Source organism: Vibrio sp. Scap24 (assembly GCF_013394185.1).
Classification (GTDB): domain Bacteria; phylum Pseudomonadota; class Gammaproteobacteria; order Enterobacterales; family Vibrionaceae; genus Vibrio; species Vibrio pomeroyi.
In genome coordinates this window covers 1,332,776-1,358,211 of sequence record NZ_CP041333.1, presented here as the reverse complement: position 1 = coordinate 1,358,211, position 25,436 = coordinate 1,332,776, and the positions used below count along the sequence as shown (strand labels likewise).

The following is a 25,436-nucleotide window of genomic DNA, read 5'->3' as shown; positions in this document are numbered from 1 at the left end:
TGAATAAAATAGAACTCACTCAAAAAGCATTGGTGACAAGATGAATTCAAGATTATCTAAAGTAAGTATGGCTGTGATGGTGCTAGCAACCTCAATGAGCCCTGCGGTATATAGCACAAACTTCGAAGGTCCAGATTCGGTTGAAAATACAATTTCAAAACAAAAAGATCAGCAACTGGATTGGCGTAAAAAGCTTGCTGCAGATGGTTTTACATTTGGCGCGGATTACTTTGCTTTAGGCCTCACTTCTGGGGATGGTGCTGGTGGCGATAGCGTTAATGCATCATCAGGCGTCGCACGACTATACGGCTCATGGCATCTACTGGGAAATGGCACAGAGAACTCAGGTAGCTTGGTATGGAAGGTGGAACATAGGCATGCGTATGGCAATACTTCACCAAAAGAGTTTGGCTTTATAGGTTCAGACCAAATTGGATATGTAGGCTTGATAGCACCAGCTTTTAGTGATCAAGGTTTTCGAGTTACGGACTTAAATTGGAAGCAAAAAATCAATGATGGCAAAGGCACTATCGTTGTCGGTTGGCAGGATGTGACGAACTACGCCGATGTTTACGCTCTAGCAAGTCCTTGGTCTGGTTTTACGAATTTGGCGTTCTCGACAGGTTCCGGCGCCATGGGATTGCCAGATGATGGCGTACTTGCTCTTTCTGCGGGTCATATGCTGGGCGAGAACTTCTATGTGGTCGGTGGTATTGCCGATGCAAACGGTAAGTCAGATGATATTTTTGATGGCTTTGATACTGCTTTTGGTAGCGATGCGTCTTACTTTACGACATTGGAGTTAGGTTGGACGGCTTCGCAAGAGCAAATCTATACCGATAATTTCCACGTGACTTTCTGGGACTTTGGTGACGATACTCGCCATAGTAATAGCCTTGCTACGGAAGGTGGCTCTGGCGTTAATTTCTCATGGAGTCAGTTTATGACTCCGCAAGTGATGCCGTTTGTTCGTGGTGGTTTCTCAGAAGGGGATGTTGCCCTTTACGATAAATCAATTTCTGTTGGTATGGGTTATTTCGGGTTAGGAAAGCCAACCAATAACCTAGGTGTTGCGCTGAACTGGGCTGAAGTGAACGGTGATTCTTTTGAAGCTGATGCGAAAGCGATAAGTGGCAGCGCAGAACAATGGACAGCTGAGATCTACTACAACATGCAGTTTGGCGATCACCTCCAATTGACACCTGATATCCAGTACATCAAAGATCCTGCGTTTTCTAATGAGAGTAGCGCTTGGGTATTCGGTATTAGAGCGAGAGTGTTTATCTAATTTTGTTAACCATTATCTTGTTTAGACTTAAAAGCTAAACGTAAAAAGTGAGCCCATAGCGGCTCACTTTTTTGTTTCTAGTTCGATTAAACCTAATCTAATCGAGCGTTTAGGCTTTTTCGACTTTCTGCGTGTCATCCAGTGCAAAGTAGATTTTAGAAACAATCACTTCGGCAATCAGAATCGTAAACACCACGGCAAAGAAGGCGACCACACCGTTCCAAGGGCCACTAAAATCGACTTTGTCGCCAAATAGGATGTTGATCGCTTCTAGCATCACGAACTTTGAACCTACCAGAATTACGTAGCTAGACAAGCCTCTGTAAATCTTAGGCGCAGTACCGGGTTTCGACTTGAAGTAATCGGCGAGCTTATGTTCTAAGCCGATAGAGAGTTTGAGCAACAGCTGCAGCAAAATAGCGGCAGCAAATGAGATGGTGAATGACTCGATATTAACGAAGTCCCAGTATTCATCAAAAAAATTGAGAACGGTTAAATCAACGAGTACTGCGAGTGTGTAGCCGACAAAGAGCCGCTGGGGCGTATTAAATCCATATACTTTTTCAATATTGCTCATCTACTTCTTCCTGAGTAAAGGGTTATAAAAAACTTAGGAGATAAATATTGGATATTCAAACGCTTATTGCTCAGGATGCGAAACAGTTCTTAAAGTGCGCGTGGCGCATTATGGTAAGTATCCCGATCAAGATTGATTCAATATGAGTTCTCGGACGAGTTCTCGGCATGAGCCTAAGATTTAAACAGAGGTAGATATGATTATTCACTTTAGAATCCAAGATGTAGAAGAGCTTTGGGGCTCAATAGATTTGGCGACACTCTTACAATCGGAACTGAGAGGGGTATCAACCACACTATTATCTATCTGATTGAAATAGTTAAATTACCAATTACACTTGAAGCATAAGTTTGAATGGAGTCAACTTAATGCTTTCACCCCAATCGCTATATCCCCCTTCTATCGCTGTACTCTTAACGGGCCTTATTTCTTCCTCGGCCTATGCGTCCAATGAGGCGATTCAACATCGCTTGGAAAAGATATTCGCCGTTTCTATTGCGCTTACAGACAGCGATGCCGTCTCTATTGGTTTTGTGGATTTCGATCCTAACTCGTTCATCAATCTAAACGACAGTGGTTTTGGCTCCGATAAAACCATCGACACTCGAAGCCAAGTCAGTGTCGGCTCTATTCCTTATTCTTCCCTGATTAAAACCGACGATCCTGACCTAGATTTGGTTTGGTCGGTGCGCGGGTCTTATGCGCTCTCTGAGCAGGATATTGAGATTTCATCCGATGTCACATCAGACCGTCGAGTAAACCCCAATAAAGACTCAGTATTGGGCCTGTATGGCTTTTTCGGCGCTCAAAGCCATTTAAACCAACATTGGTCTATCGTTTATGGCTTAGGCACTCACTTGCTCTACTACCGCAATAAATACGAATATAAAAACAGCTACTCTCAAGCCTTTCAATCTCAGCTCGACGGATACGCGCTGAACACTTCGGCGTGGGCATTGATTGGTGAGCCGTCGGTGAAACTCAAATACCTGCAGAAACAAGAGTGGGGAAGTTGGAATGTCTCATCAAGAGCGCGTTATTTCTATGGAACGGGCTGGGGGGAAGCCAATGATGGCGATATCGGTAACCCTGAAGGTTTGCGCTTTATCAATGAGATTGAATTCAGACAAAATGTGGCATTGGATGCTTGGTCGTTAAAGAACCCTCAAATTCACTATAACCTGCGAAGAATCGACGTAGCAGGGGATCTCACAGATCCACTCGATACCCACTATTACTATGAGTTTGGTGCAGGCTTAGTGTTCGATGTGCCTTACGATTCTTACTTCTTTGATAATTTCGGTGTCGGGATTAACTTCAACTACGGCAGTTCGCTCAGTGGTGGCAGTTTGCTCTTCTTACTCAATAACTAGCATAAGTTGTTGATCTTCAAAGTGCTCATATAATTTGAATTTGTATGTGTCGTAAAATGGTAAATATTGTTTATAAAACTTAGTCATCATAGCGCTCTGTCCATCACCCGAGCACATTATGAACAAGTTGAATTTTGACCGCAGAGCCCCGTTATACGTGGTGTCTGCACTTGTCCTAAATACGTTGGTTAGCTTGTGGTTGCTGAGCATTGCTTCTACCGCAGCTATGGTTTTTTCTGTGTGCGCGTTGTTCCTTCTTAGCACACTGATCACCGCACGCCTGTATCGACACGAAATGACTCAGAGCCAGAACAGCTTGTCTGAGGCGATCATTGACGGTGTTGCCGGTTTTATTATCCTCGACAGTCAATTAAGAATAATTCAGGTCAATCAACAGTTCTCTAGAGTCTCTGGTTATGTGTTCGACCAAGTCGAAGCGCGTCCTATTTCTGACCTCTGCTTTATGAACAACAGCAGCTTGATCTCGACCATATCCACCTCGCTCAAGCAAAATCACAGATGGAAAGGTGAGTTGAGTGGTGTCAGCCGCCTTGGTGAACACTTCACAGTAAATGTAGTTGTTGAAAAGCTTACCGAGTTACTGCCACACAATGAAAAATACGTGGTCACTTTTACTGATATCAGCCGACGTAAGATCTTAGAGCGTCGATTAAGAATGTTGGTGGAAACAGACTCCCTCACAGGATGTTGGAACCGACGTCGTTTCGATAAAGATCTAAACCACTATTCAAACCTCGCGGAACGTTATGGCTACACGCAATCTTGTCTCGCTCTGATCGACTTGGACCATTTTAAATCCATTAACGATAACCACGGCCATGACCAAGGTGATACGGCACTCAAAGAGGTTGCAGAACTATTGAGAAACAACAGCCGAGATACTGACATCGTGGCTCGTGTTGGTGGTGAAGAATTTGCCATCTTAATGCCAGAAACTAACTTGGCGGATGCGTTTGAAGCCATGTATCGATTGAAAGAAGTGATTACCAAAGGCACGACCTTGAACCTAACCGTGAGCAGCGGTGTGTCTGAAATACAGGCGCAAGCAGAAGCGACCTATCGCAGTGCAGACAGGGCGCTTTATCGTGCCAAAGGGAATGGTCGAAATAGGGTGTGTAGCTCGAGTTCAGGCATCCCAGCTCCGATCGTGCTGGGTTAATCTATTTAACTAACGAACTTCACGGTGTCTAAGCCGAAATCGAGCGTTGGTAGATCTTCGGCGTAAGACCAGACACACGCTTAAAGGCTCTAGAGAAATGCGAGATGTTGGTGTAACCCAGTTGGCTAGAGATGTAAGTCAGCGTGTGACCTTCTTCCATCAGCTCACAGGCGACAGAAAACATCAGGTTCTCTTTGATCTTTCGGTAGGTGGTGTTTTCGTTTTTAAGCTTACGTTGAAAGGTTCTTACCGAGAAATTAAGCAGCTCCGCGGCCTCTTCAAGTGAGAGGTCTTGCTCTTTCATGTAAGGCTTAAGTAACTCGTAAACACTGTCGGTAAAGCTGGTGTGCCACTCAATGATCGCGGGCTTATTGCTTAAGTCTTTGGCAGTGAGGCGAATGGGAAGCTGTAGGATCTCATCAGGGATCATCACAGCTGTTGAACTGTGGTCGATGAACAATTGGCAATTGCTTGGAACCAGCGTTTTGACGATGTCGGTGTCATGTCCTTGCAAACGTATCTTGGTAGGTTGCCAAGGTGAGTGAGACAGAATCGTGATTAGCTCAATGATGTAGGTGATGGCAAATACTTCGCCCCACTGGAACATCGATGAGGGTTCATCAGGCGATGTTCGACAAAACCAGCTTTGGCCATGCTCAACAACGAAATCGACACTACTGCCGGGCGAGTCATAAGAGAAGATCGTGTTGATGTGTTTTAACGAGTCGCCAATGGTTTCGAACTCGGTAAATTGATGCAAGACGTATGGGATGATTCTTCGTCTAAATGCAAGGCCAAGTACATCCGTAAATCGGGAAACGCCCAATTGTGATGAGGTCAGATAAATCAATCGTTTGATGGATTCCGACGGCACAAAGTCACTCTCTGACTCAATAAGATCAGGTGGTAGGCCCGAGTCTTCGAGCAGTTTGTGTAGGTCTAATCCATAGTCAGTAAATATTTGGACTAAGATCTTGGCGTAACTGGTTTGTATAACGGGTACTTGATAAGAGCTGTTGGCCATGATCAATCAATCCTTGTGCATTGATACATAATTGGACGTGCATATCATTTACGACACTTTGTTTAGTAAATCTAACCCTATTTACTTGAGTTTTCCATGGTCAGGTTTATTTTTAAGATATTAATTTTGTTGATGTTAGTTATTGAGAAGGGAGTTCCATGTCTGAAGTTAAAGGGAACAAGCAAGACGACAATGAAGAAAGTAGCCAACCAGAGAATGGCAAGGATAAGGTAAGAAAGGTAACCAACTACCTGCTTGGGTTTGTGGTATTCACGCTGCTGTTCAGCATTGTTGCTGATCGAATTATACCCATCACCGATAATGCCCGCGTGAAGGGTTACATCGTTCCTATTAAGCCTGAAGTGTCAGGCAAAGTGCTTGATATCTTAGTTAAGCCGAATCAATTGGTTAATCAAGGTGACACACTCGCGATTCTTGATGAATCTGATTACCGAATTGCGGTGCAACAAGCCGAGCAAAATCTTGAGATTGCTGGGCAAAATGTCGGTGCTCAAACCGCCAACATCGCTTCTGCACAAGCTAAATTAACTTCTGCTTTGGTCGAGAAACAAAACACTCAGCTTCAAGCGAAACGTGTGCTGGAAATGGCTGAAAAGGGCGTGATGTCAAAATCGGACGCTGATGAGGCGAGAGCTGCGTTAGCAACTTCTCGTGCAGGCGTGACTAACGCTGAAGCGGATTTGGAACGTGCCAAGCAGCAGATGGGTAAAGAGGGTGAAGAGAACAGCCAAGTGAAAGCGGCATTACTGGCGTTGGAACAGGCTCAGCTAAACCTTGAACGCACCGTTATCAAAGCGCCAACCCAAGGTGGTGTGTCTAACTTTAGCCTTTCTGAAGGTTTCTATGCTTCTGCAGGACAAGCGATTATGACGTTTGTATCCACAGAAGACATCTGGATCGAGGCTTATTATCGTGAGAACAGCTTAGGTAATGTTGCGGTGGGTGATGAAGTGGAAGTCGCGCTTGATTTTGCTCCGGGTCAAATTGTCAAAGGCCGTGTCAGCAGTATCGATTGGGGTGTTGACTGGGGACAGAACGATCAAGCGGGTAAGCTTGCTCAGGCTAGCCAACAAACGGGCTGGTTGCGCCAAACTCAAATGCTTCCAATCACCATCGAATTTGAGCGTGACACCATGCAAGGCATGTTACGTGTCGGTGGTCAGGCAGATGTGATTGTTTATAGCGGCGATAACTTTGTTTTCAATGCGATAGGCAAGCTTTGGATTCGATTTATTAGCGTATTGTCTTATGTCCGATAAGCCCGCACTCGACCAACAAACACAGCAACGGATCCTGCGGTATACCGTCGGGGTCACGTTGGCTGTATTTTTGGCGGCGTGGATTAACTGGCCACTTGCGTTTGTTGCGCCAGTGTTCACCGCTAAGTTCTTAATCGATAAACCTAATCTGCACAAAGAAACCGTCTACGAATTGTTGTTGGCGGTGGTTGCCACCATGGCGTTAGGTTTGTTGCTGTCTCGTGGTATTACCCATTATCCCATCCCGTTGCTGGTTTTAGTGGGGCTGATGATGCTGTGGGGTTATTACCTGTTTGTCGATCCAAAGTGGAATCTGTTCGCTACCATACTGCTGATTGCTGTGTTGATGCTGCCATTCATGGCCATTGATAATCCGGGTGTTTCGGTGTTGTTGGCATCTGGTTTGGCAACATCGGGCGTAGTTTCGGTGATGATCTTTGCCTTAGTGCATGTGTTCTTTCCTGAACCCAAATCGGAGTTTTCAGGTTTCGCGGCTGCGCCACTCGAAAAGAAACAACGTTGGTATGCAGCCTTTAGAGCGATGATTATCTCGTATCCTGTGGTGTGCTTTTTCTTTATCTTTCAGATATCTGAAGCACTGCTAACCATGATGTTTATCGCGTTGTTGTCATTAATGATCACGTCGGAAAAGTCTGTAAAACTGAGCGCGTTTCTTGTCATCAGTAACGGTATTGGAGGCTTGTTGGCGATTGCTGCTTTTTCAATCCTTTCTATTGTTCCCAATATTGTCTTCTATTCTTTATTTATAGGACTTATCGCCATCCTTATGGCTACTAAGATCTATACCGTTCCAGAAAAAGCACCGATTTTCGCCACTGCATTCAGTACTTTATTGGTACTTGTAGGAAGCACATTGATGAGCTCAGGCGATATCGACAGCAACACATTCATACGTATATTCCAATTAGTGTTAATTGGAGTTTATATGATTTTGGCTTCACTCTTCCTTGAAACCAGGAATTGGAAGTTTCTACAAAATCAGCCCTAATTTTTGCCCTAACAAGGACGTCTCATGAAGTTAACCGATGATTTTTCAAAACAGGCGATTGATGCCGCAATAAAAATTGCAGCCATTGCCATGCTCGTCTATTGGTGTTTTTCAATTCTGCGCCCATTCATTCTGTTGGTCGTGTGGGGCGCAATCATTGCGACTGCGCTATACCCAGTGGCAGTGGCTATTTCAAATAAAACCGGGATGTCGAAAGGCAAAGCGAGTGCATTACTGAGCTTTATTGGTGTGTTGTTGCTACTGGTTCCGTTGGTGGCGCTTTCATCTGGTATCTATACCAGTGCATCAGATCTAATGACTGGGCTACAAGATGGCACTTTGTCTCTGCCTAAACCGAAAGAATCTTTGCAAGACATTCCATTGATTGGTGAAAAAGTCTATGCGGCTTTAGTTCACGCTTCGTCCAATATAGAAAGTGTGTTCATCAAGTATGCGGAAGAGCTGAAGATATTCGCGACCAAAGCAGCGTCGGTACTGGGTTCATTGGGCGGTGGCTTCATTCAATTTATCATCTCGACCATCATTGCTGGTGCATTTATGAGCAACGCCGATAAATGCCAAACAGGTGTAACTCACTTGGTGGCACGCTTAACTGACGGCAAAGGTGAAGAGCTAGTACAGCTTTCAAAATCGACCGTTCGTAGTGTTGTGCAAGGTGTGATTGGTGTTGCTGTGATTCAATCCATGATGTCGGCAATTGGTTTAGTGATTGCGGGCGTGCCTGCTGCGGCATTTTGGGCGCTCGCAGTACTGTTAATTGCAATCATCCAACTTCCACCGATTCTTGCTCTCTTACCAGCCATCATTTACATGTTCAGTGTTGAATCGACGCTAGCGGCAAGCTTGTTCTTAGTGTGGTGTATTTTGGTGAGTGGTAGTGACGCTATCTTGAAGCCTGTACTACTAAGCCGTGGTTCTCATATTCCAATGTTGGTTATTTTATTGGGTGCGTTGGGTGGAATGGCGATGTCAGGCATTGTCGGTTTGTTTGTTGGTGCTGTGATTCTGAGTTTGACCTACGAACTGATGATGGCGTGGCTTGGGCTTGAAGAGAAAAACCAAGCAGAAGCAGAAGCAGAGACAGACAAAGCAGAGACTGAGGTGAAATAGATGAAGGCAGTCTCGAAAGACGACAACTTCTACTTCTTATTCTATGCACTGTTGGTGTTGTTTTTTGGTTGCGCGGTGATGCAGCAGTTTTATCCGCAAGGCCAAAAAACAATTCTATTTTTGATCATTATTACCTTAGCGGTTTCGATTGTAGGCATTCATAAAGAGCGTTCTTTGTATCGTTCCTGGTATGGATTGTTGTTGATTACCGCGTCGGTGTCGGGTGTGTTTTCTTTCTTAGAAGGCTACAACCTATCGATTGTTACTTTAACTGCGTTGGCCATCTTTCTGTTTTCACATATTTACTCGGCGTTAAGGCAGGTGATACAAGCGAAAACCGTCACACCCAATCACATCATCGGATCCATCTGTATTTATCTGTTGTTGGGGTTTGCTTGGTCGACCATCTACTTGTTGATTTTAGAAATCTTTCCGAATGCATTTAACGGTTTAGAAGAGCAAGTTTGGCTTACGAACTTGTTCAATGCGATGTATTTCAGCTTCATCACTCTAACAACGGTAGGCTATGGTGACATTTCACCTGCTTTGCCTATTGCTCAGTTTTTTGTGTTTATGGAGTCGATCATCGGTAGTTTTTACTTAGCGATTATGGTGGCGAGTTTGGTGAGTATTCGACTCGCTCAATCTCAGTCCTAATCGAGCACATACAAAGAAGCCCGGCAATCGCCGGGCTTCTTCTGTTTTAGGCTGTTCAAAGTCAAACGTAGCTTTGAGATTGAGCTCGCTATGAGCTACGAATCTTAGGTCTCAGTGCGAACTAAGAATCTTAAGCCTCAGAACCTTGGATCTTCTCTAGCTCAGCAATAGTCGTTTGAGACACTAACTGACCGTCCATGTAGTAAGTCACGTTCTGACCTTCTTTGATACCAGTCAGCGTTGCTGTTTCACCACTGGTGTAGACGATATCCATTTGAATAGTATTTTCATCAATCTTGATCATCTCACCAGTCTCGATAGTGCGGTTGTTTGAGATTGGGCCGACAGGAGCCTCTTTTAGGCTTGGGTCAAGTTCATCATTAACTTTGAAGTGTGTGTCTGTTTTTGTATCGAACACGTGTGGTGCACCGCTGATTGGGTTTTTACCCGTCCAGAATTCAAGTGAGTTGAATACCACGTAGTCGGCAGCGGTAGTAATACCGTACACAGGCGCTAATAAGAAGTTTACACCTGCACGAGCATAGCGGTTATCGACAACTTCAACGTTAAATTTCATCACTTTCCCTGTTACGGCGTTACTGCCGATACAACCAGTTAGCGCAGAAGCCAAAACCGTTAGTCCTACAATTTTAAGTGCAATCTTTTTCATTTTAGTACCTGTATAAGTTAGAAGTCTGTTTCGTTGGAACAGGTGTAGTATGGTTTTTATTCGATGGTCAGTTTTACCATTTAACGCCATTGGCGATATAAAGTGGTCACGTACTTCAAGTATCAAAATTTGATTATGGGAAACTTAACTACGGAAAATACATACATAAAAAAAGCGCGACCTAAAAGGGCGCGCTTAATTTTTTGAAAGGAAGAGTCGTGATAATAACAGAGGTTACTTCATGACATAGTTATAAGTCTTCACCGCAAGCCAACGGAAAAATCGGAATAAAAGGGTGGTGGCTTTAAAGACAAACTTGGCAATAGAAACCGTTGCTTCACCAGCAATGCTCACGCACTTATGTAAATCGGATTCTTTGTATTCTGAATAGGTCATGATGCTCTCTCACTTCTCGCTGTTATTTTGCATATATAAGTAAAGACTCCTGTCTGGTTGTATACCCTGAGTGCGTAATGTACGAATATTCACCGAACGGGACTTACCATTTAATGCCATGTGGTCTAAAAACTAGCCGAATGAGAATGTGTTGAGCGAATTTAAGCACCTGTCTAGGGTTCGCGCCTGAAGTAACCGAAAAATCGTGGCTAATAATGGTATGATCTCGGGTTCGGCACCGCGAGTTATAAAGAATAGGAAAGAGAATGAGCAACCTTACAGAACAGCAAGAAGCCGCAATGGCGACGTTTAAAGAAAACTTACACCTACCCAATGGTGGTTTTCATAAACTGATTATCGAGCTAAGTAAGGAATTTCAGTTGCCTTTTCAAAAGGTGCGTGCCGTTTTAAAGAAGGCTCAAAAAGACGTTGAACGTCAAATCCGCGAAGACTTTTCGAGTGTCGATGAAGCGGTTCTTAGCCAAGAAAATTGGCTGAGTATCATTAAATCGAAGCTGGTCGAACTGGCGGAAGATAACCAAACGGTCATGGATAAACTGCAACTCAACCTGAAATATCAAAAAGTGTTGGCTGCAACCAATGGTTCAATCGCAAGTGAAGACGAGCGTGATGAATTGATCGAAGAGTTGATTCAAGCTTATGAGAAAGAAGTGTTCAAACCTTTACTGGCAATGCTGCATACAACAAAGCTGTATTGGAAGTTAATGCTGGTGGATGAGACATGTAAGATGAATGAGGAGAATCGTGAGAAGTTCAGTGATTACCCTCAACACATGCAAGCTGCAGAACACTTATATACTCTGGATCAGAAGTTAAGGTCGATGCCGTTAACTTATTAGTCCGTGAATACACTGATAATGACGCAGTGGTGATTCAGAGTTCGATATAAGTTGGTTTCAATAGAAGCACGATAACCTAGCTAGCGTTAGCCGCGTGTGAAATGCAAAAAGGGCTAGGTTTCAGATCTGTTTTACTTCTACTCTATTTTGTTCTGCTAGAGCGAATTGAGGGTGACATCTTTTATATCTTTGGAACTAGGCGATGTTTCTTTTTGTCGCCTTTGGGAAATGCTATAGGAGTGTGAAATGTCCTAGGGTGTTTCCGTTGCGCGAAACGATAGTTCCGATGCTGTCTCTTTCATTAAATTCAAAGTCGATGAGATAACTGTTGTGTTGTAGCTTGGGCAATATGTGGCGGTGGAGTATATCGCTATTGAGCTGTCGAATCTCGGTGACCCATGAAAGTTCTTCTTTGTGTAAATCTATTTTGATCTTGAGCATTTATTACCTTTTAGTTTATTGACTGTTTTTTCGCGTGATAGTTGGTACCAATGGGTTTGTCTTGTTGTTCTGCGTGACATAACTGTGCCTTGTATTTATTACATTTATATTTAAGTGATCGATCTATTTTGAATTCGCTAAAAAGAAAGCAAAGGACGAATAGAACGGTAGTGGGATCTAATTGAGAAGCTATTGAATGACTATCTGGGTGAAAGCTGACGCAGAGATGGTGTAACGAGGAATCGAGAACTGTCTTTGTGGAACTTGGACTTACTTTAGCATTAACAGCTCTATAGATTAGAGCCAGGTGGCGAACTATACGCCTAGTTTTTAGAATTACAACCCTATTTTAAAATTAATTTAAAATAATTTTGATTTAAATATCACCACAATTTTAGCGCTAAAGAGAGAAATGGGTGGCGAACTTACTCTTTCTTAAGTAGTGCCACTGGCTATGCTGTTCGAACATAAGCTCTCCTCAAGAACTATCGGTCTTCTTATCTTGTCATTTGTAATTAACTCGCTGTTATATAGTAGTTTTACATTGTAAATTTCTCGCTCTTTCATGGCTCAAGGCGCGTATGTTGTGACTTTATGGTGATATCACTCTTTGAAATTTTCAGCCTTGCCTACTCATCCTTCATTTCTTCCTTCATTTGATTACTATTTATCCTTTCTGTTCTTCAATGCTGTTCAGCTATGTTCGTTTTGGATAGTGGTTTGGCAAAATGTGAATAATCACTTTTACGTTTCTGAATAATAAAGTTGTTGTGTACCTTAATTACTGCAAATATAATTGATAATAATTCTCACTTGCGTTACAAGTTTGTTGTCAAATCAATGACAGACTTTAAATTATCGTTATTTAGCAGTTGTGTAGGCCCCATACTCACCTATGAGTAATCAGACTTTCATTGTCATGAGTGGTGGTTTGTCTCAATGGCAAAGGAAGAAACATGAAGAAAACAATCAATTCAGTTCGCCGGTTATTGAGCGGGCTTGCTATCGTTCTTGCATCATCATTCATGATTACTGCTCAAGCAGAAACCGTGACTATTGAACACGTAAAGGGCACAGCGCAGTTTGATGAAGTGCCACAACGTGTCGTCGTTCTAGGTTTTGGTAGCTTGGATGTGCTAGACAAAATTGGTGTGAAGCCAGTAGGCGCGCCTCATAGTCTAATGCCTGATTACCTAGAGTCTTACAAAGAAACGACAGCAAACACTGGCTCGTTGAGCGAACCTGATTTTGAAGCTATCTATATGTTGAAGCCTGATGTGATCATTGCTGAAAACCGCATGCTTAAGGTTTACGACAAATTGGCACAAATTGCTCCGACGATCATGTTCTCTATTGAAGGTGACAAGTACTGGGCTGACGCTCAAGAAAACTGGCGTGCACTAGGTCAGCTATTTAATAAGCAGGCTGAAGTTGAAGCGATCATCACAGAAACTCAAGACTCTATTGCAGCGGTAAACGACAAAGTAACGTCTGGCGAAACCACAGCAATGATGCTGATGAACAACGGCAACAACATTGCGATGTTCAACAAAGGCAGCCGCTTCTCAATCATCTTTGATGACTTCGGTTACGTCGAATCAAAGAGTGCAACAGTAGCGCCAATCAAAGGTACGCACGGTAACCTTATCTCTTTCGAATACATTGCAGATGCAAAACCTGAAGTGCTTTACATCCTAGACCGCGAGAAAGCGATTGGTAAGTCAGAAGGTCGTGCACCACAACTGTTTGATAACCCATTGGTAGCAGCAACACCTGCAGCACAGCAAGGCAACATCGTTTACCTTGATTCAAGTGCTTGGTACCTAGCTGGTGGCGGTGTGACAGCGATTCACAGAATGTTGGGTGACATTGAACGTACCATTCAACAGTAACCAATAATCAGATTTTCGGGCTTATAAGAACGTTCTTATAAGCCCTTTTTCACTTTTCATACGGGCTATCCGAGACCTACCTTTAGTATTATTTCTATGTTGAAACCCATTGCAGCTGCTGTATTTCTTGTTGTGTTATGCGTTGCGTCATTGATGATTGGGGTCGCTGAAATCAGTTTTAGTGACTTCTTCAATGGCAACCAACACGCCAACTCTATTTATATTGTTAGTCGAATTCCTCGTTTGCTCGCCATTGTACTGGCCGGCGCCGGTTTGAGTGTCTCTGGTTTGATCATGCAGCAAATCGTTCAAAACAAGTTTGCTGCGCCTTCAACGATGGGAACGATCGACTGTGCCATGTTGGGTTACATCGTTGGTATTCTAGTGCTAGGTAATGCTGCGCAATGGAGCTATTTAGGTTTCATCTTCGCGTTTGCAGTGTTCGGCACCATGTTATTGGTTCGTTTCCTACAACACCTCAAGTTTAAGAATGCGGTATTGGTGCCTTTGATTGGCATCATGTATGGCAATGTGGTTTCCGCGTTAACGACATTTATCGCCTACAAATACGACTTGGTACAAACCATGTCGGCATGGACGATGGCGAACTTTGCGAGTGTCTTGCAAGGTAGCTATGAAATCCTTTATCTCGCGGTGCCTGCTTGTGTGCTGGCTTATTACTTCGCGAGCCAGTTCAGCGCAGCGAGCATCGGTGAGAGCTTTGCGAAAAACATCGGTTTGAATTACCAGAAGATCGTTTTCATTGGCGTAGCTCTTGTCGCTATCTGTGCTTCTTCTGTGGTGATGATTGTTGGCGTTATTCCATTTCTTGGCCTTATCGTGCCGAATGTTGTGTCGCTGATGATGGGCGATAACATGAAGAAGATCCTGCCTTGGACAGCCTACTGGGGTGTGATCTTGGTGTTGGCTTGTGACTTGTTAGCGCGAATCGTCATTTTCCCTTATGAGATTCCAATCTCAATGGTAATCAGCATCTTTGGTGGCTTGATTTTTATCTACCTAATCATGAGAGACAAGTCGAATGCGTGATTCAGTAAAAATTGCGATTCTGGCTATCGCGTCTTTGGGTATGACCGCGGTTTTTGTTGGGCAGGGGCTTACGTGGGATAACTACGAGTTCTTTCTGTCCTTGCGATTACCAAAACTGTTGTCGATTGTGTTGGCTGCGGTGGCGATCTCTGCGTCGTCACTAGTTTTTCAAACCATCACCAATAATCGAATTCTAACCCCGTCTATCTTGGGCTTTGATAGCTTATACATGTTGGTTCAAACGGTGCTTCTGTTTGTGTTTGGCAGTACGAGCTTCTGGGTGATTGATTCCATCGCAAACTTTTCGATGTCTGTGTCTGTGATGATCTTGTTCTCTTTTGCTCTGTTCCACTTCTACTTTAAGAGCAAGCGAAACAACGTATTCACACTGCTGTTGATTGGTATCGTGTGTGGCAGCGTCTTCTCAAGCTTGTCTAACTTCTTGGCGATGTTGATTGATCCAAACGAGTTTGCGGTGCTGCAGAATGTGATGTTCGCAAGCTTCAATAACGTGAAAGGTGAACTGGTTTATCTCAGCCTTGCTCCATTAGGTTTGAGCTTGTTGGGATTATGGGTGTTGGCACCTAAACTCGATGTGCTTTGGCTTGGTGTCGATAACGCGACAAGTTTGGGTGTGAACACCAAGCGACTGACTCAGATAACCTTGGTGATTGTGTCGGTAATGGTGGCAGTATCTACGGCTTTGGTTGGCCCGGTGCTTTTCTTCGGTTTAATCACTGTGAGTTTGGCTCGTCAGATATTCAGCTCTTATCAGCACCGCACTCTTATCATTGCTAGCAGCTTATTAGCAGTAGTGTTACTCGTTTCTGGCCAATGGTTCATCGAAAAAGTGATGTCGTTTGAAACCACAGTGAGTGTGATCATTAACTTGGTCGGCGGTTTGTATTTTATGTTCTTGTTGTTACGCACCAGAATTCAGTAAAGGTAGTAAGTAGTGATTAAATTAACAGGTTTAAGTAAGAAGTATGGCAAATCACTCGTGGTGGATGATGCCAGCGCTATGTTCCCGAAAGGGGAAGTGACTTCTATTATTGGCCCAAATGGTGCGGGTAAAAGTACACTGCTTTCAATGGCGAGTCGCTTAACAGACAGTGATGCTGGTGAAGTCATTATTGGCGACAAGCTACTGGCTGAATGGGATACCAAAGAGCTGGCTAAGCACCTTGCGGTATTAAGACAGTCGAACAACATCAATATGCGATTTACGATTCGCGAATTGGTGTGTTTTGGTCGTTTCCCCCATTCACAAGGTCGCTTAAAAGACGAAGATCATAAGATCGTTGATACTGCGCTAGAGCACCTTGGTATTACTGATATTCAAAACAAATACCTTGATGAACTAAGTGGCGGACAGCGTCAAATGGCGTTCATTGCCATGGTTGTGGCGCAAGATACGGACTATGTGTTCCTAGATGAGCCTCTGAACAACCTAGATATTAAGCACTCTGTAGAGATCATGCAGACGCTACGTCGTTTAGCGCATGAGTTTAATAAAGCGGTAGTGATCGTAATTCACGACATCAACTTTGCTTCTTGTTACTCAGATAACATTGTCGCGATGAAAAAGGGCCAAGTGGTTAAGTCGGGTAAGGTTTCGGAAGTGGTTGAAAAATCAGTGATGGAATCGATCTACGAGATCCCGTTTGAGATTCGTGAGTTCGATGGCGTTCGAATCTGTATGTACTATTCGGGTCGTTAGACTTATTAGTATTTAGCTACAGAAAGGAAAGAGCTCCCGTATGAGGAGCTCTTTTTGTTTCTCGTTATCGGTTCTTTTGCCAACGTGTTTTAATGGTCGAAAGCTTGATTAACCAAAATAAAGTGAGTTGCATAAAAGGAGAACAACTGAATTTACCAGTGAATTGTTTAAACATTGCCCGCCGAAATTCTGACATGCATATGAGCTCAGCGTTAGTTTGATGTCACTCGAAGATCTACTCTTCATTTTTAACAATCATTTGTCATTTTCATGTTGAGTGGTGCGAAAAGCCATCTACACTATGATTATAACTGTTTGATTTTTATACGAGGCATCAATGAGTCGTAAACCAATAGTGTTAGTCGTAGATGACACGCCAAGTAACTTGGATGTGTTAACTGCAATACTCAAAGATACCTACCAAGTAAAGGTAGCCATTAATGGTACCATTGGCATCAAGATAGCGAAGATGGTGCCACAGCCTGATCTAATCCTTCTTGATATCATGATGCCCGACATCGATGGCTACGAGGTGTGTAGTCAGCTAAAAGCGCAACCGAATACCGCGCATATACCGATTATATTTGTTACTGCCAAAATGGATCCTGAAGCTGAAGTGAAAGGGTTGTCTTTAGGCGCTGTTGATTATTTAACGAAACCTATTACCCCTGAAATTGCTCTCCAACGTGTGAAGACCCATATTACGTTGTATGACCAACAACGCGCTTTGTTCAGCCAAGTTAAAGAGAAAACCCAAGAGATCAATCTTGGCAAGTTAGAGACTCTGAATATCTTGGGTAGGGCGGCAGAATTCAAAGATAACGAAACGGGCATGCACGTTATGCGCATGAGCCATTATTGCGAAATATTAGCCAGAGCTTTGGGGATGACAGACGAAGATGCGGAAACCTTGCGTGATGCTGCACCGATGCACGACATTGGTAAGATTGGTATTCCAGATAGCGTGTTACTTAAGCCGGGTAAGTTGGATGCTGACGAGTGGACGATTATGCAGAAGCACGTTGAATTCGGTGTCGAAATACTTGGCAGGCAGAGTGATTCCAAATTAATGCAAATGGCCATTCAAGTCGCGCAATATCATCATGAAAAGTGGGACGGCAGTGGTTACCCAAATCAGATAGCAGGTGAAGATATTCCTTTAGTCGGTCGTATCGCTGCGGTTGCTGATGTATTTGATGCTCTGACCGCAGAAAGGCCCTACAAAAAAGCGTGGAGTGTCGATGAAGCGTTGAGTTTGTTTGAAGATCAGAAAGGCAAACACTTTGATCCGAGAATCGTAGAGCTGTTGTTTGAAAACTTACCTCAGATTTTAGCCATTAAAGAAAAATTCAAAGATGATTAATCTCTTTACTAGATGTCGTGCATTCGTGTTGGAGTTAAAAAACAGAGTCGTCCTATTCACGATGTGGTTATTGACGGGGCTATGCTTCTACGGGAGTGTCAGCGCCGCCGAAGTGACAGACGCTCAGCTAAACCGCTGGCTCGATATCAAACCCACGATTACTTTCATCGCACTGGCTAACCATTACCCTTACTCATTCATCGATGATGATGGAAGAGTGTCTGGCATCATCAAAGACTGGGCAATAGATCTTGAAGACCGATTCGGTGTCCATGCTCGTTTCATCAGCGTTAACTCACGTGTAGAAGCAAAAGCCGCCCTACTTGATGGGCGAGGCGATGTGTTCCCTTTTCAGCAGTTTGATCCAAGTGAGGGTGGCCGCTTTTTAGCAAGTGACCCTTATGTTCCGTATCAAGTGGCTGTGATTGTGCCTATCGATAACGTCATCGATACTAATTTAGATCAAACTCACAAGCGTCGAATTGCGATGGTTAATGAAAACATCGACTTACAGAAAGCTGGTGTTCAATTGAACTCTATTGAACGAGTCGATTTTGATAACGTTATTGATGCGGTGCGCGCCCTAGGTGAAGGAGACGTCGACGGTATCGTGGGTGAACCCATCACTACCATGGATCTTGCGAAAAATATTGGTGTTCATGATTTAACGATCAATTACGTGCTTGAGCACTGGAAAAGACTCGAAGCATCAATGGTCGTTCGAACGGATGAGGAAGAGCTACTGACGCTCCTCAACAAGCAGGTAGCGACCTTTGATATAGACAAAAAGAATAAGATTTTATCAAAGTGGTTAGACAGCTCCCCTTATCGAGTGCCGCTAAAGGGCGTATTTGGCTTTGGTAACCCTCCGTATATGTACCCAGACAGTACAGCTGTAGGCCTCGAACACGACATTATCCAACGTGCACTGAACGACATGGGTTATAAGTTGGGTGACGTTGTCACGCTCCCCCCTAGTGCAGCCAGAAAAGCTATCGATAATAACAACTCAATTTCATTCGTTTCTGGTGTTCAGTTTGATGATCCTGAAGCGCACTTCCTAAGTGATAGCGTCCTTGATGTAGAGTTCGTTCCTGTGTCTCTCGTGCGACGTGATCTCAAGCTTCAATCTCAGAAAGATCTTTCAGTAGGCGCACTTTTATTTGATGACACTTCACCAATAAAAAAATCCGTTGAGACGCTCAGGGACAAACTAGACATTGATCGTGTTGAAGATTATGAGAGCCTAGAATCAGCGTTTTCACAATTACGGGCTCAAAACGTTGATGTGCTGATGGTCGAGAGACGTGTTTTGGAGTGGTTTGTTACTAATACTCGTTTCATTGAGATGGCAGAGCTGCAACTGCATGACAGCTATAAAGTCACTTATCCCATCTATGTCGACTTTAAGACTGAAGAGCTGAGAGACGGTTTTAATGCGGCAATAGAGGACCTAAAGCTCGCTGAAGATGGGTTAAGCACCATCATTGATACCCATGTAGAGGGTGATCTAAGTCAAGTGCTTAAGAAAGCGAACGTGATTGCGCAGATATCAGCGTATTTCATCGTTAACGACCGCTTTGAAGAGTTGACCGAGGTGTTCGAAATCTTCGATACGGACAGCTCTTTCCAGGTGATCACCGCGCAAGCTGATAATAATAATCGCCCCATTAAAGCTTGGTACATCGGTAACCTTGTTGATGATATAGGGGAGAAAAAGAATACCTCTCACTTTTCATCTGTCACCAAGGTGGCGAGCTATCGTACAAAGGGTGGCACGACTAATTCTGGCTCAATGACTTTCTATTTTGATACTAAGTCACTTGAGAAAAAACATGTTTATTTCCCCGCTGTTGAGCAGTTCAGTTCGTTTGGTGACGCCGCCAAGCGTTACATTGCGGACATTTATCAAGCAAATAATCTGACGGGTGAAATCCTAAACCTAAGCCAAGCTGAAAGAGAGTGGGTGAAGAACAATCCGGATGTGAGAATTGGTATCGATCCGGATTCGCTGCCCTATGAAGCGGTATCCAGTACAGGCGAATACATCGGGATGATTGATGACTACTTGACCTTGGTCGAGCAGAAAACAGGGCTGAGAATTCAACATGTCGATGTGGCGAATTGGTCAGAGACCCGAAGTTTAGTCGATCATGATGAAGTCGATGTCGTCTCTGCAGCTCAAGAGAATCGCTCGTTGGGAGACAATGTAAAACCCGTTAAGAGCTTCTTTTCAAGCCGTTTAGCGCTCGCATCAAGACGAGATGTGAGTAGTTTGGTGCTTGAGGAAGCGACGGGGTGGAAAATCGGTATTCTTAGGAATGCAGCCAACACCGACGCGATTGTCGATAAATACCCGAATGTTGACTGGGTATTGGTCGACGCCACCGCAACAGGCCTTACCATGCTGGATGATGAGAGCTTGGACGGCATGATCGATACTGTTGATGTCCTCAATTATCTGATTGATTCATACGGTCACCGAGAGGTGGGGATTATCGGGCGACTGGACTTTTTCCTTTCTCCGACCTTACATGTGACCAAGTCAGAACCTTTGCTTTATTCTATTTTGGATAAGGCAATTGCTAACATTTCCGCAGAAGAACATCAGAAGATCTCTGCAAAGTGGGCGGCACCTAAAGCGATAGAAAGGGTCGACTACCAGTTGGTTTACACCATTTCGGTTTTCTCGCTGGTTATCCTTCTGCTTATTATTTTCTGGAATCGTAAATTAGCGAAGCAAATCAGTATTGCTAATGAAGCGACTGAAGCGCTCAAAAAGGCGCAGAATCAACTCTACAATATGCTCAATAGCTCTCCGATTGCTGCTGCGGTGGTATTCGAGGAGCAGGTTCGTTATGCCAACGATACCGCAAAACGCTTGTTCGTCGTAGAAGGCGAAGAGCTCGATGATATTGACGTGTCAGCGATTCATGACTCGTTAACGGTACGTGAAGAGGTACACAAGGAGCTTAAACTCAACGGTAAGGTGGAAAACAGAGAGTTAGTGCTGCGTAAGTCAGATGGCACTCGCTTTGTGGCGCTCGTGAGCTACTACCTGTTTGAACTCGATGGTGAGATCGCCACACTGTTTTGGGCGTTCGATATCTCAGAAATGAAGTACCTCAATGAGCAGTTGGCTGAGGAAAAAGAGAGAGCGGATCTTGCAAGCCAAGCGAAATCGGAATTCTTGGCTAACATGAGCCATGAAATTAGAACGCCAATGAACGCGATTATTGGCCTGTCTTATCTCGCGATGGGAGAGATCGTCAACCCAGTAGCACGAACCTATGTTGAAAAGGTTCACCGTTCAGGCCACTCACTGTTAAGCATCATTAATGACATTCTCGATTTTTCCAAGATTGAAGCAGGCCAGCTCTTTATCGACAATATCCCCTTCAATTCTCTGACAACGTTCCACGATGTGATTGAGTTGATGGACTCGAAAGCGGCTGAGAAACAGCTCAGCTTGTCGATGTCGATAGACCCTGAGTTAGATACTCCACTTCGAGGCGATCCACTCAGGCTGTTCCAAGTGGTGCTCAACCTTATTGGCAATGCGATTAAGTTTACGGCGAAAGGCAGTGTGGCGTTAACGGTGGCTCATGTTAGATCAAGCGAAGGCAGTTTGACTATGAAGGTGAGTGTGACAGACACCGGTATTGGTATCTCGGATGAGAATCTACACAAGCTATTTGAAGCGTTTAGCCAAGCGGACACCACTACAACACGTCGATTCGGCGGAACTGGGTTAGGGCTTAACATCAGCCAGAAATTGGTTCACGCGATGGGAAGCAAAATCACGGTTGAGAGCGTGCTAGGACAAGGCAGTGAATTCTCTTTTGATCTGACTTTACCGAGAGCGACTCATGAAGAGTTAGCGCAGTTTAAAGCCCAAGAGTTGCAACTGGATTATCAGATAGAGTTCAAAGGGCAGAAGGTTCTGTTGGTTGAAGATAATGACTTGAATCAAGACTTAGCTTTGGCATTCTTCACTCGCTCTAAACTGCATGCTGACTTAGCTGAGAATGGTAAAGAGGCGGTAGAGTTAGCTCAAAGTAATGATTACGACATGATCTTTATGGATCTGCAAATGCCGATTATGGATGGCTTTGAAGCGACAAGTTTGATTCGCGAGTTTAATAAAGAAGTGCCTATTATTGCGATGTCGGCCAACGTGTTTGCCGATGCTAAACAAAGAGCAAGAGAAGCGGGCGTCACTGACTTCTTGGATAAGCCGGTCGCTTTTGATAAAGCGACCTCTTTGATTTCTAAATACATTGTTCCTGAGTTATTGGTCGAAGGAAAACCGTCAGCCAATGCATCTGTGAAATCACAGCAGACAGACAATATGAATCTAAGTCATGAGGTTGAATTAGGCTCAGGTAGCGCGAGTTTGCCTATTTTTTCTAAGTTTCGATTTGAACAGCTCACCAATCATGACGGTGACCTACAAGCCAAGGTGTTGAATAGGTTCTGCCAAGGTGCCCCTGAGATTATGGCAGAAACGTTCGATAACTTAACGCAACTCGAATGGGTGACCTTAGAACGAAATCTGCATACGCTGAAAAGCATGGCGGCTTCGATTGGTGGGTTACGATTAGCAGAGTTACTCAGTGATTTAGAAAGCAAAGCTCACAACAAGGCGTGTGACGAGCAAGATCTTAAACAAGGAAACTCTGGGTTAGCCGAATTAATTCAAGTGGTTGAGAGCGAGTTTGAGGCGCCATGCACAGAGGGAGCCGAGATTAACCTTGGTGATAGTTCTGACTCATCTAGCATTACCTCAGAGCAACGTAGCAAGTTGTTATCATTGCTGGATGCTTATGATAATGATGCGACGCAATATGTGTCGGAGTTGCTCATCGAGTATCCACATTCGGATGTCTTGAAAGCGGTCCGAAGTGCGTTAGAGAATTACGATTTCGAGCGGGCTAATGAGGTGCTTAACGCTTCTGAATAGCCGATTACCTGCATCACATCAATTTAATATTAGAGCCTTTAGCTTTTACAGCGAAATAACTAAAGGCTTTAATCTTATCTATGTGCTGAACTAATGGCTGACGTTTTGCTTGATGAGATCAATCACCGTGTTGTATCGGTGTGGCAGTTTTCGGTTTCGCTTTTGAACCAAATATAAGGTTTCTTCAACTTCCACCTTCGGCGGCACGACGTGCAGCTTATCCTTTTCAGCAAAGTGCTCAACGGCTCCGGCCGGTAATACAGTGAACCCCAGCCCCCTAGATACGGGTAATAGAATCTGGTGAAGCTGATTGATATAACCAGATGTCGGTATTTCGTTGATGTTAATGTTCGCTAGATCTTTATCCCCGCAGAGATCGAAGTACAAAGACAGATAGTGAGCCGAATCGGGGTGAGCGATTAGGCCAATCTCGTGCAGAACTTGTGGGGTAATTTCTAGATCAGCAAGGCTGTGATGCACAATAAGACACAAGGCTTCTTTGCCTATCACTTGGCTTTGGTAATAACTGTCGTTAGGCGAGTGTCTTACAATGCCAATATCCGTTGTGCCTTGGAGCAAATCATTCAATATCTTCTGGTTCGGTGCTGCTTCGAGGTGAATGTTTAACTCTCGGTGTTGCTGCTGAAGTTCAAGAAACTCTGGATAAAGGCGCAAAGAGAGTGAACCTGAACATGAGACGTTACATTGCCCTGAATATGGGTTATCGAAACTTAACGATTCAAACAGATCTTCTTGGTCTTTCTCTAGCTTAAGCGCATAACGATACATAATCCGACCTTGTTCGGTCAGTTCGAAGCTCTTATTTTCTCGCGATAGCAGGTCACAGTTGCAAGCTTGCTCAAGCTTTTTGATATGTTGGCTGACTCCAGGCTGCGTCATATACAGCTTTTCGGCGGTTTGGGTGAAATGACCAACTTCAACCAGAGTCTTAAACGTATTGAGCCAAAGTGGATTAATCATACTCACCTTTAAATTCCGTAGCTCACAAATCCAAGAGCTTCCAAGTAACAAAGCTCATGAACAACAAAGCTTATGAATAACAAAAAATTATTATTATCTTAAGTTATGATAATTTCAACGTTCAGAACGTCAAGCTGAGAAGAACATAGCATCTTTGGTGGAATACTCTTCGAAGTCGAGGCATGTAGCTGGTTGATTGAGTGCCTTCGTGAGTTCATTGCAAGTAACAAAGTGTTGCGACTTTGTTGGATTTTTGGTCTATTGACCAACTGTGCTCATATTTAGGAACGAAGATGAATAGAAATGTTTGGCTGCTCTCACTGTGTCAGGCCTTATTGATGACGGGTAACATCTTGCTGATCTCGGTGATTGGCTTGATAGGCAAGCAGATTGCACCCAGTGTTAGCATGATTACTTTGCCCGTTGCGCTGCAGTTTTTAGGCTTAATGGCAGCCACGATTCCAGCGTCTTTGATTTCGGGAAAATTAGGACGAAAGAGAGGGTTTAGCATTGGTAATGTCGTTGGCATTACAGGGGCAAGCCTTGCTACTTACGCGCTATCTCAGCAACATTTCTACTTGTTTTGCTTCGCCACATTTTTGCTCGGGATAGGTATTGGTTTTGGTACGCTTTATCGCTTCGCTGCTATCGAAGTATGTGATGAAAATGCACGACATCGCGCAATTTCTATCTCGATGGCTGGTGGCGTTCTTGCTGCAGTACTGGGGCCGAACTTAGCGATCATGTCACAGCAGTGGTCGCAAGATGGCCTGTATATTGGTGCCTTTGCTTCTTTGATTGGATTGAATATTCTTGCATTACTCATCCTACAAACTATTCAATTTCCAAAGGTCTCTTTTAATAGTCAGACGCCTAAAGCCGATCCTCTTAGTGTGATTGTGAAAGCGCCTAACTTTATCGGTGCTGTGTTCGCAGCCATGGTCGCTTATGCCGTGATGAATATCCTAATGACGGCAACACCATTGGCAATGATCGGTTGCGGGTTCGACTTCACTAAGGCCGCCGGTGTGATTGAATGGCACGTGTTGGGTATGTTTGTTCCGGCATTCTTTACTGGCTCACTTATCGAGAAGTTCGGTTCGCGAATGATGATTTTGGCGGGTGGGGTATTATTTGTTGTTTGTATTGCTATCAATATTCATGGCGAATCTATCTGGCACTTCAGAGCGGCGTTGGTGGTACTTGGTGTCGGTTGGAACTTTATGTTCATCGCTGCAACAGGTTTGTTTAGCCAGTCTTATCAGTCTCAAAACAAAGCTAAGGCGCAAGCATTTAATGAATTCGTTGTGTTTGGTTGTGTGACCGTTACGGCATTGCTTTCTGGTTGGCTAGAATCGACCGCAGGGTGGCAGAACCTAAATATCTACGTATTACCATTCGTGTTAGCGGTTATCTTACTGTTCGCGTTCAGCGCACGTAAATCACGTATTCAAAAGCAGCCTGTATAACGAGTATCGAGTGTGAATCAGTAAATCTATTGCTGCGAGTAAATTACGATTCCTTGGAATACAGACAAATAAAAAGCCCTACCATATCGGTAGGGCTTTTGCTTACGGCTTA

The 25,436-nt window shown here is 44.0% G+C and carries 21 protein-coding genes; 15 read left to right on the top strand and 6 right to left on the bottom strand.

Going from position 1 to position 25,436, the window contains the following annotated elements; all coding sequences use genetic code 11:
• Positions 1–40 precede the first annotated feature (40 nt).
• The gene (locus FLM53_RS21480; RefSeq protein WP_370779548.1) at positions 41–1,288 is read left to right on the top strand and encodes a carbohydrate porin; all 1,248 of its coding nucleotides are present in this window, start codon (positions 41–43) and stop codon (positions 1,286–1,288) included.
• A gap of 109 nt (positions 1,289–1,397) precedes the next feature.
• Here FLM53_RS21480 and FLM53_RS21475 read toward each other — a convergent pair whose 3' ends face one another.
• Positions 1,398–1,865 (bottom strand): hypothetical protein, encoded by a 468-nt coding sequence (locus tag FLM53_RS21475; protein ID WP_176679481.1) that lies wholly within the window; start codon positions 1,863–1,865, stop codon positions 1,398–1,400.
• A gap of 368 nt (positions 1,866–2,233) precedes the next feature.
• On the opposite strand from FLM53_RS21475, the gene FLM53_RS21470 reads away from it, so the two are divergent.
• Together FLM53_RS21470 and FLM53_RS21465 are read left to right on the top strand one after the other, a co-directional pair.
• The gene (locus FLM53_RS21470) at positions 2,234–3,238 is read left to right on the top strand and encodes a Solitary outer membrane autotransporter beta-barrel domain (protein ID WP_176679482.1); all 1,005 of its coding nucleotides are present in this window, start codon (positions 2,234–2,236) and stop codon (positions 3,236–3,238) included.
• 118 nt (positions 3,239–3,356) lie between these two features.
• Positions 3,357–4,418: a sensor domain-containing diguanylate cyclase gene (locus FLM53_RS21465; RefSeq protein WP_176679483.1), complete on the top strand. Its 1,062-nt coding sequence runs from the start codon at positions 3,357–3,359 to the stop codon at positions 4,416–4,418.
• A gap of 28 nt (positions 4,419–4,446) precedes the next feature.
• Here the strand turns inward: FLM53_RS21465 and FLM53_RS21460 are convergent, their stop codons facing one another.
• On the bottom strand, positions 4,447–5,442 hold the full coding sequence (locus FLM53_RS21460) for an AraC family transcriptional regulator (RefSeq protein ID WP_176679484.1): 996 nt from the start codon (positions 5,440–5,442) through the stop codon (positions 4,447–4,449).
• 158 nt (positions 5,443–5,600) lie between these two features.
• Between FLM53_RS21460 and FLM53_RS21455 the strand changes: the two genes are divergently transcribed.
• From FLM53_RS21455 to FLM53_RS21440, 4 genes are read left to right on the top strand one after another with little or no spacing between them, the layout of a single operon-like run.
• Positions 5,601–6,722, top strand: a complete 1,122-nt coding sequence (locus FLM53_RS21455; protein WP_176679485.1) for an HlyD family secretion protein — start codon at positions 5,601–5,603, stop codon at positions 6,720–6,722.
• Positions 6,712–7,731, top strand: coding sequence for a DUF2955 domain-containing protein (locus FLM53_RS21450; protein ID WP_176679486.1), 1,020 nt, complete (start codon positions 6,712–6,714; stop codon positions 7,729–7,731). The genes FLM53_RS21455 and FLM53_RS21450 overlap by 11 nt, the downstream gene beginning before the upstream one ends.
• A gap of 24 nt (positions 7,732–7,755) precedes the next feature.
• Positions 7,756–8,862, top strand: coding sequence for an AI-2E family transporter (locus FLM53_RS21445; protein ID WP_176679487.1), 1,107 nt, complete (start codon positions 7,756–7,758; stop codon positions 8,860–8,862).
• Entirely contained in the window at positions 8,863–9,519 is a 657-nt protein-coding gene (locus tag FLM53_RS21440; protein ID WP_176679488.1) for a potassium channel family protein, read from the top strand. It abuts the gene before it with no gap.
• 130 nt (positions 9,520–9,649) lie between these two features.
• Here the strand turns inward: FLM53_RS21440 and FLM53_RS21435 are convergent, their stop codons facing one another.
• Complete coding sequence (locus FLM53_RS21435) at positions 9,650–10,189, bottom strand: DUF3332 domain-containing protein (RefSeq protein ID WP_176679489.1); 540 nt, start codon at positions 10,187–10,189, stop codon at positions 9,650–9,652.
• A 234-nt stretch (positions 10,190–10,423) separates the two neighbouring features.
• Positions 10,424–10,585: a hypothetical protein gene (locus FLM53_RS21430; protein WP_176679490.1), complete on the bottom strand. Its 162-nt coding sequence runs from the start codon at positions 10,583–10,585 to the stop codon at positions 10,424–10,426.
• Positions 10,586–10,851: 266 nt separating this feature from the next.
• On the opposite strand from FLM53_RS21430, the gene FLM53_RS21425 reads away from it, so the two are divergent.
• Positions 10,852–11,445 (top strand): hypothetical protein, encoded by a 594-nt coding sequence (locus tag FLM53_RS21425; protein WP_176679491.1) that lies wholly within the window; start codon positions 10,852–10,854, stop codon positions 11,443–11,445.
• 231 nt (positions 11,446–11,676) lie between these two features.
• Here the strand turns inward: FLM53_RS21425 and FLM53_RS21420 are convergent, their stop codons facing one another.
• Complete coding sequence (locus FLM53_RS21420; protein ID WP_017631719.1) at positions 11,677–11,886, bottom strand: hypothetical protein; 210 nt, start codon at positions 11,884–11,886, stop codon at positions 11,677–11,679.
• A gap of 956 nt (positions 11,887–12,842) precedes the next feature.
• Here FLM53_RS21420 and FLM53_RS21415 point away from each other — a divergent pair.
• The 6 genes from FLM53_RS21415 to FLM53_RS21390 all read left to right on the top strand — a co-directional run bounded on the left by FLM53_RS21415 (position 12,843) and on the right by FLM53_RS21390 (position 22,874).
• Positions 12,843–13,778: a siderophore ABC transporter substrate-binding protein gene (locus FLM53_RS21415; RefSeq protein ID WP_176679492.1), complete on the top strand. Its 936-nt coding sequence runs from the start codon at positions 12,843–12,845 to the stop codon at positions 13,776–13,778.
• Between the two features lie 96 nt (positions 13,779–13,874).
• Entirely contained in the window at positions 13,875–14,828 is a 954-nt protein-coding gene (locus FLM53_RS21410; RefSeq protein ID WP_176679493.1) for an ABC transporter permease, read from the top strand.
• Entirely contained in the window at positions 14,821–15,771 is a 951-nt protein-coding gene (locus FLM53_RS21405) for an iron chelate uptake ABC transporter family permease subunit (protein WP_176679494.1), read from the top strand. Before FLM53_RS21410 ends, FLM53_RS21405 begins: the two co-directional genes overlap by 8 nt.
• 12 nt (positions 15,772–15,783) lie before the next feature.
• A complete protein-coding gene (locus FLM53_RS21400; RefSeq protein ID WP_016794500.1) occupies positions 15,784–16,548 on the top strand; it encodes an ABC transporter ATP-binding protein in 765 nt (254 codons plus the stop codon).
• 337 nt (positions 16,549–16,885) lie between these two features.
• Positions 16,886–17,911 (top strand): two-component system response regulator, encoded by a 1,026-nt coding sequence (locus FLM53_RS21395; RefSeq protein ID WP_176679495.1) that lies wholly within the window; start codon positions 16,886–16,888, stop codon positions 17,909–17,911.
• Between the two features lie 61 nt (positions 17,912–17,972).
• Positions 17,973–22,874 carry a response regulator gene (locus FLM53_RS21390; RefSeq protein ID WP_176679496.1) on the top strand — a complete coding sequence of 1,634 codons (4,902 nt, stop codon included), beginning with the start codon at positions 17,973–17,975 and terminating at the stop codon, positions 22,872–22,874.
• Between the two features lie 90 nt (positions 22,875–22,964).
• Here the strand turns inward: FLM53_RS21390 and FLM53_RS21385 are convergent, their stop codons facing one another.
• Entirely contained in the window at positions 22,965–23,855 is an 891-nt protein-coding gene (locus FLM53_RS21385) for a LysR family transcriptional regulator (protein WP_176679497.1), read from the bottom strand.
• Positions 23,856–24,148: 293 nt separating this feature from the next.
• Here FLM53_RS21385 and FLM53_RS21380 point away from each other — a divergent pair, with 293 nt between their 5' ends.
• Positions 24,149–25,324 carry an MFS transporter gene (locus FLM53_RS21380; protein ID WP_176679498.1) on the top strand — a complete coding sequence of 392 codons (1,176 nt, stop codon included), beginning with the start codon at positions 24,149–24,151 and terminating at the stop codon, positions 25,322–25,324.
• Positions 25,325–25,436: the final 112 nt, after the last annotated feature.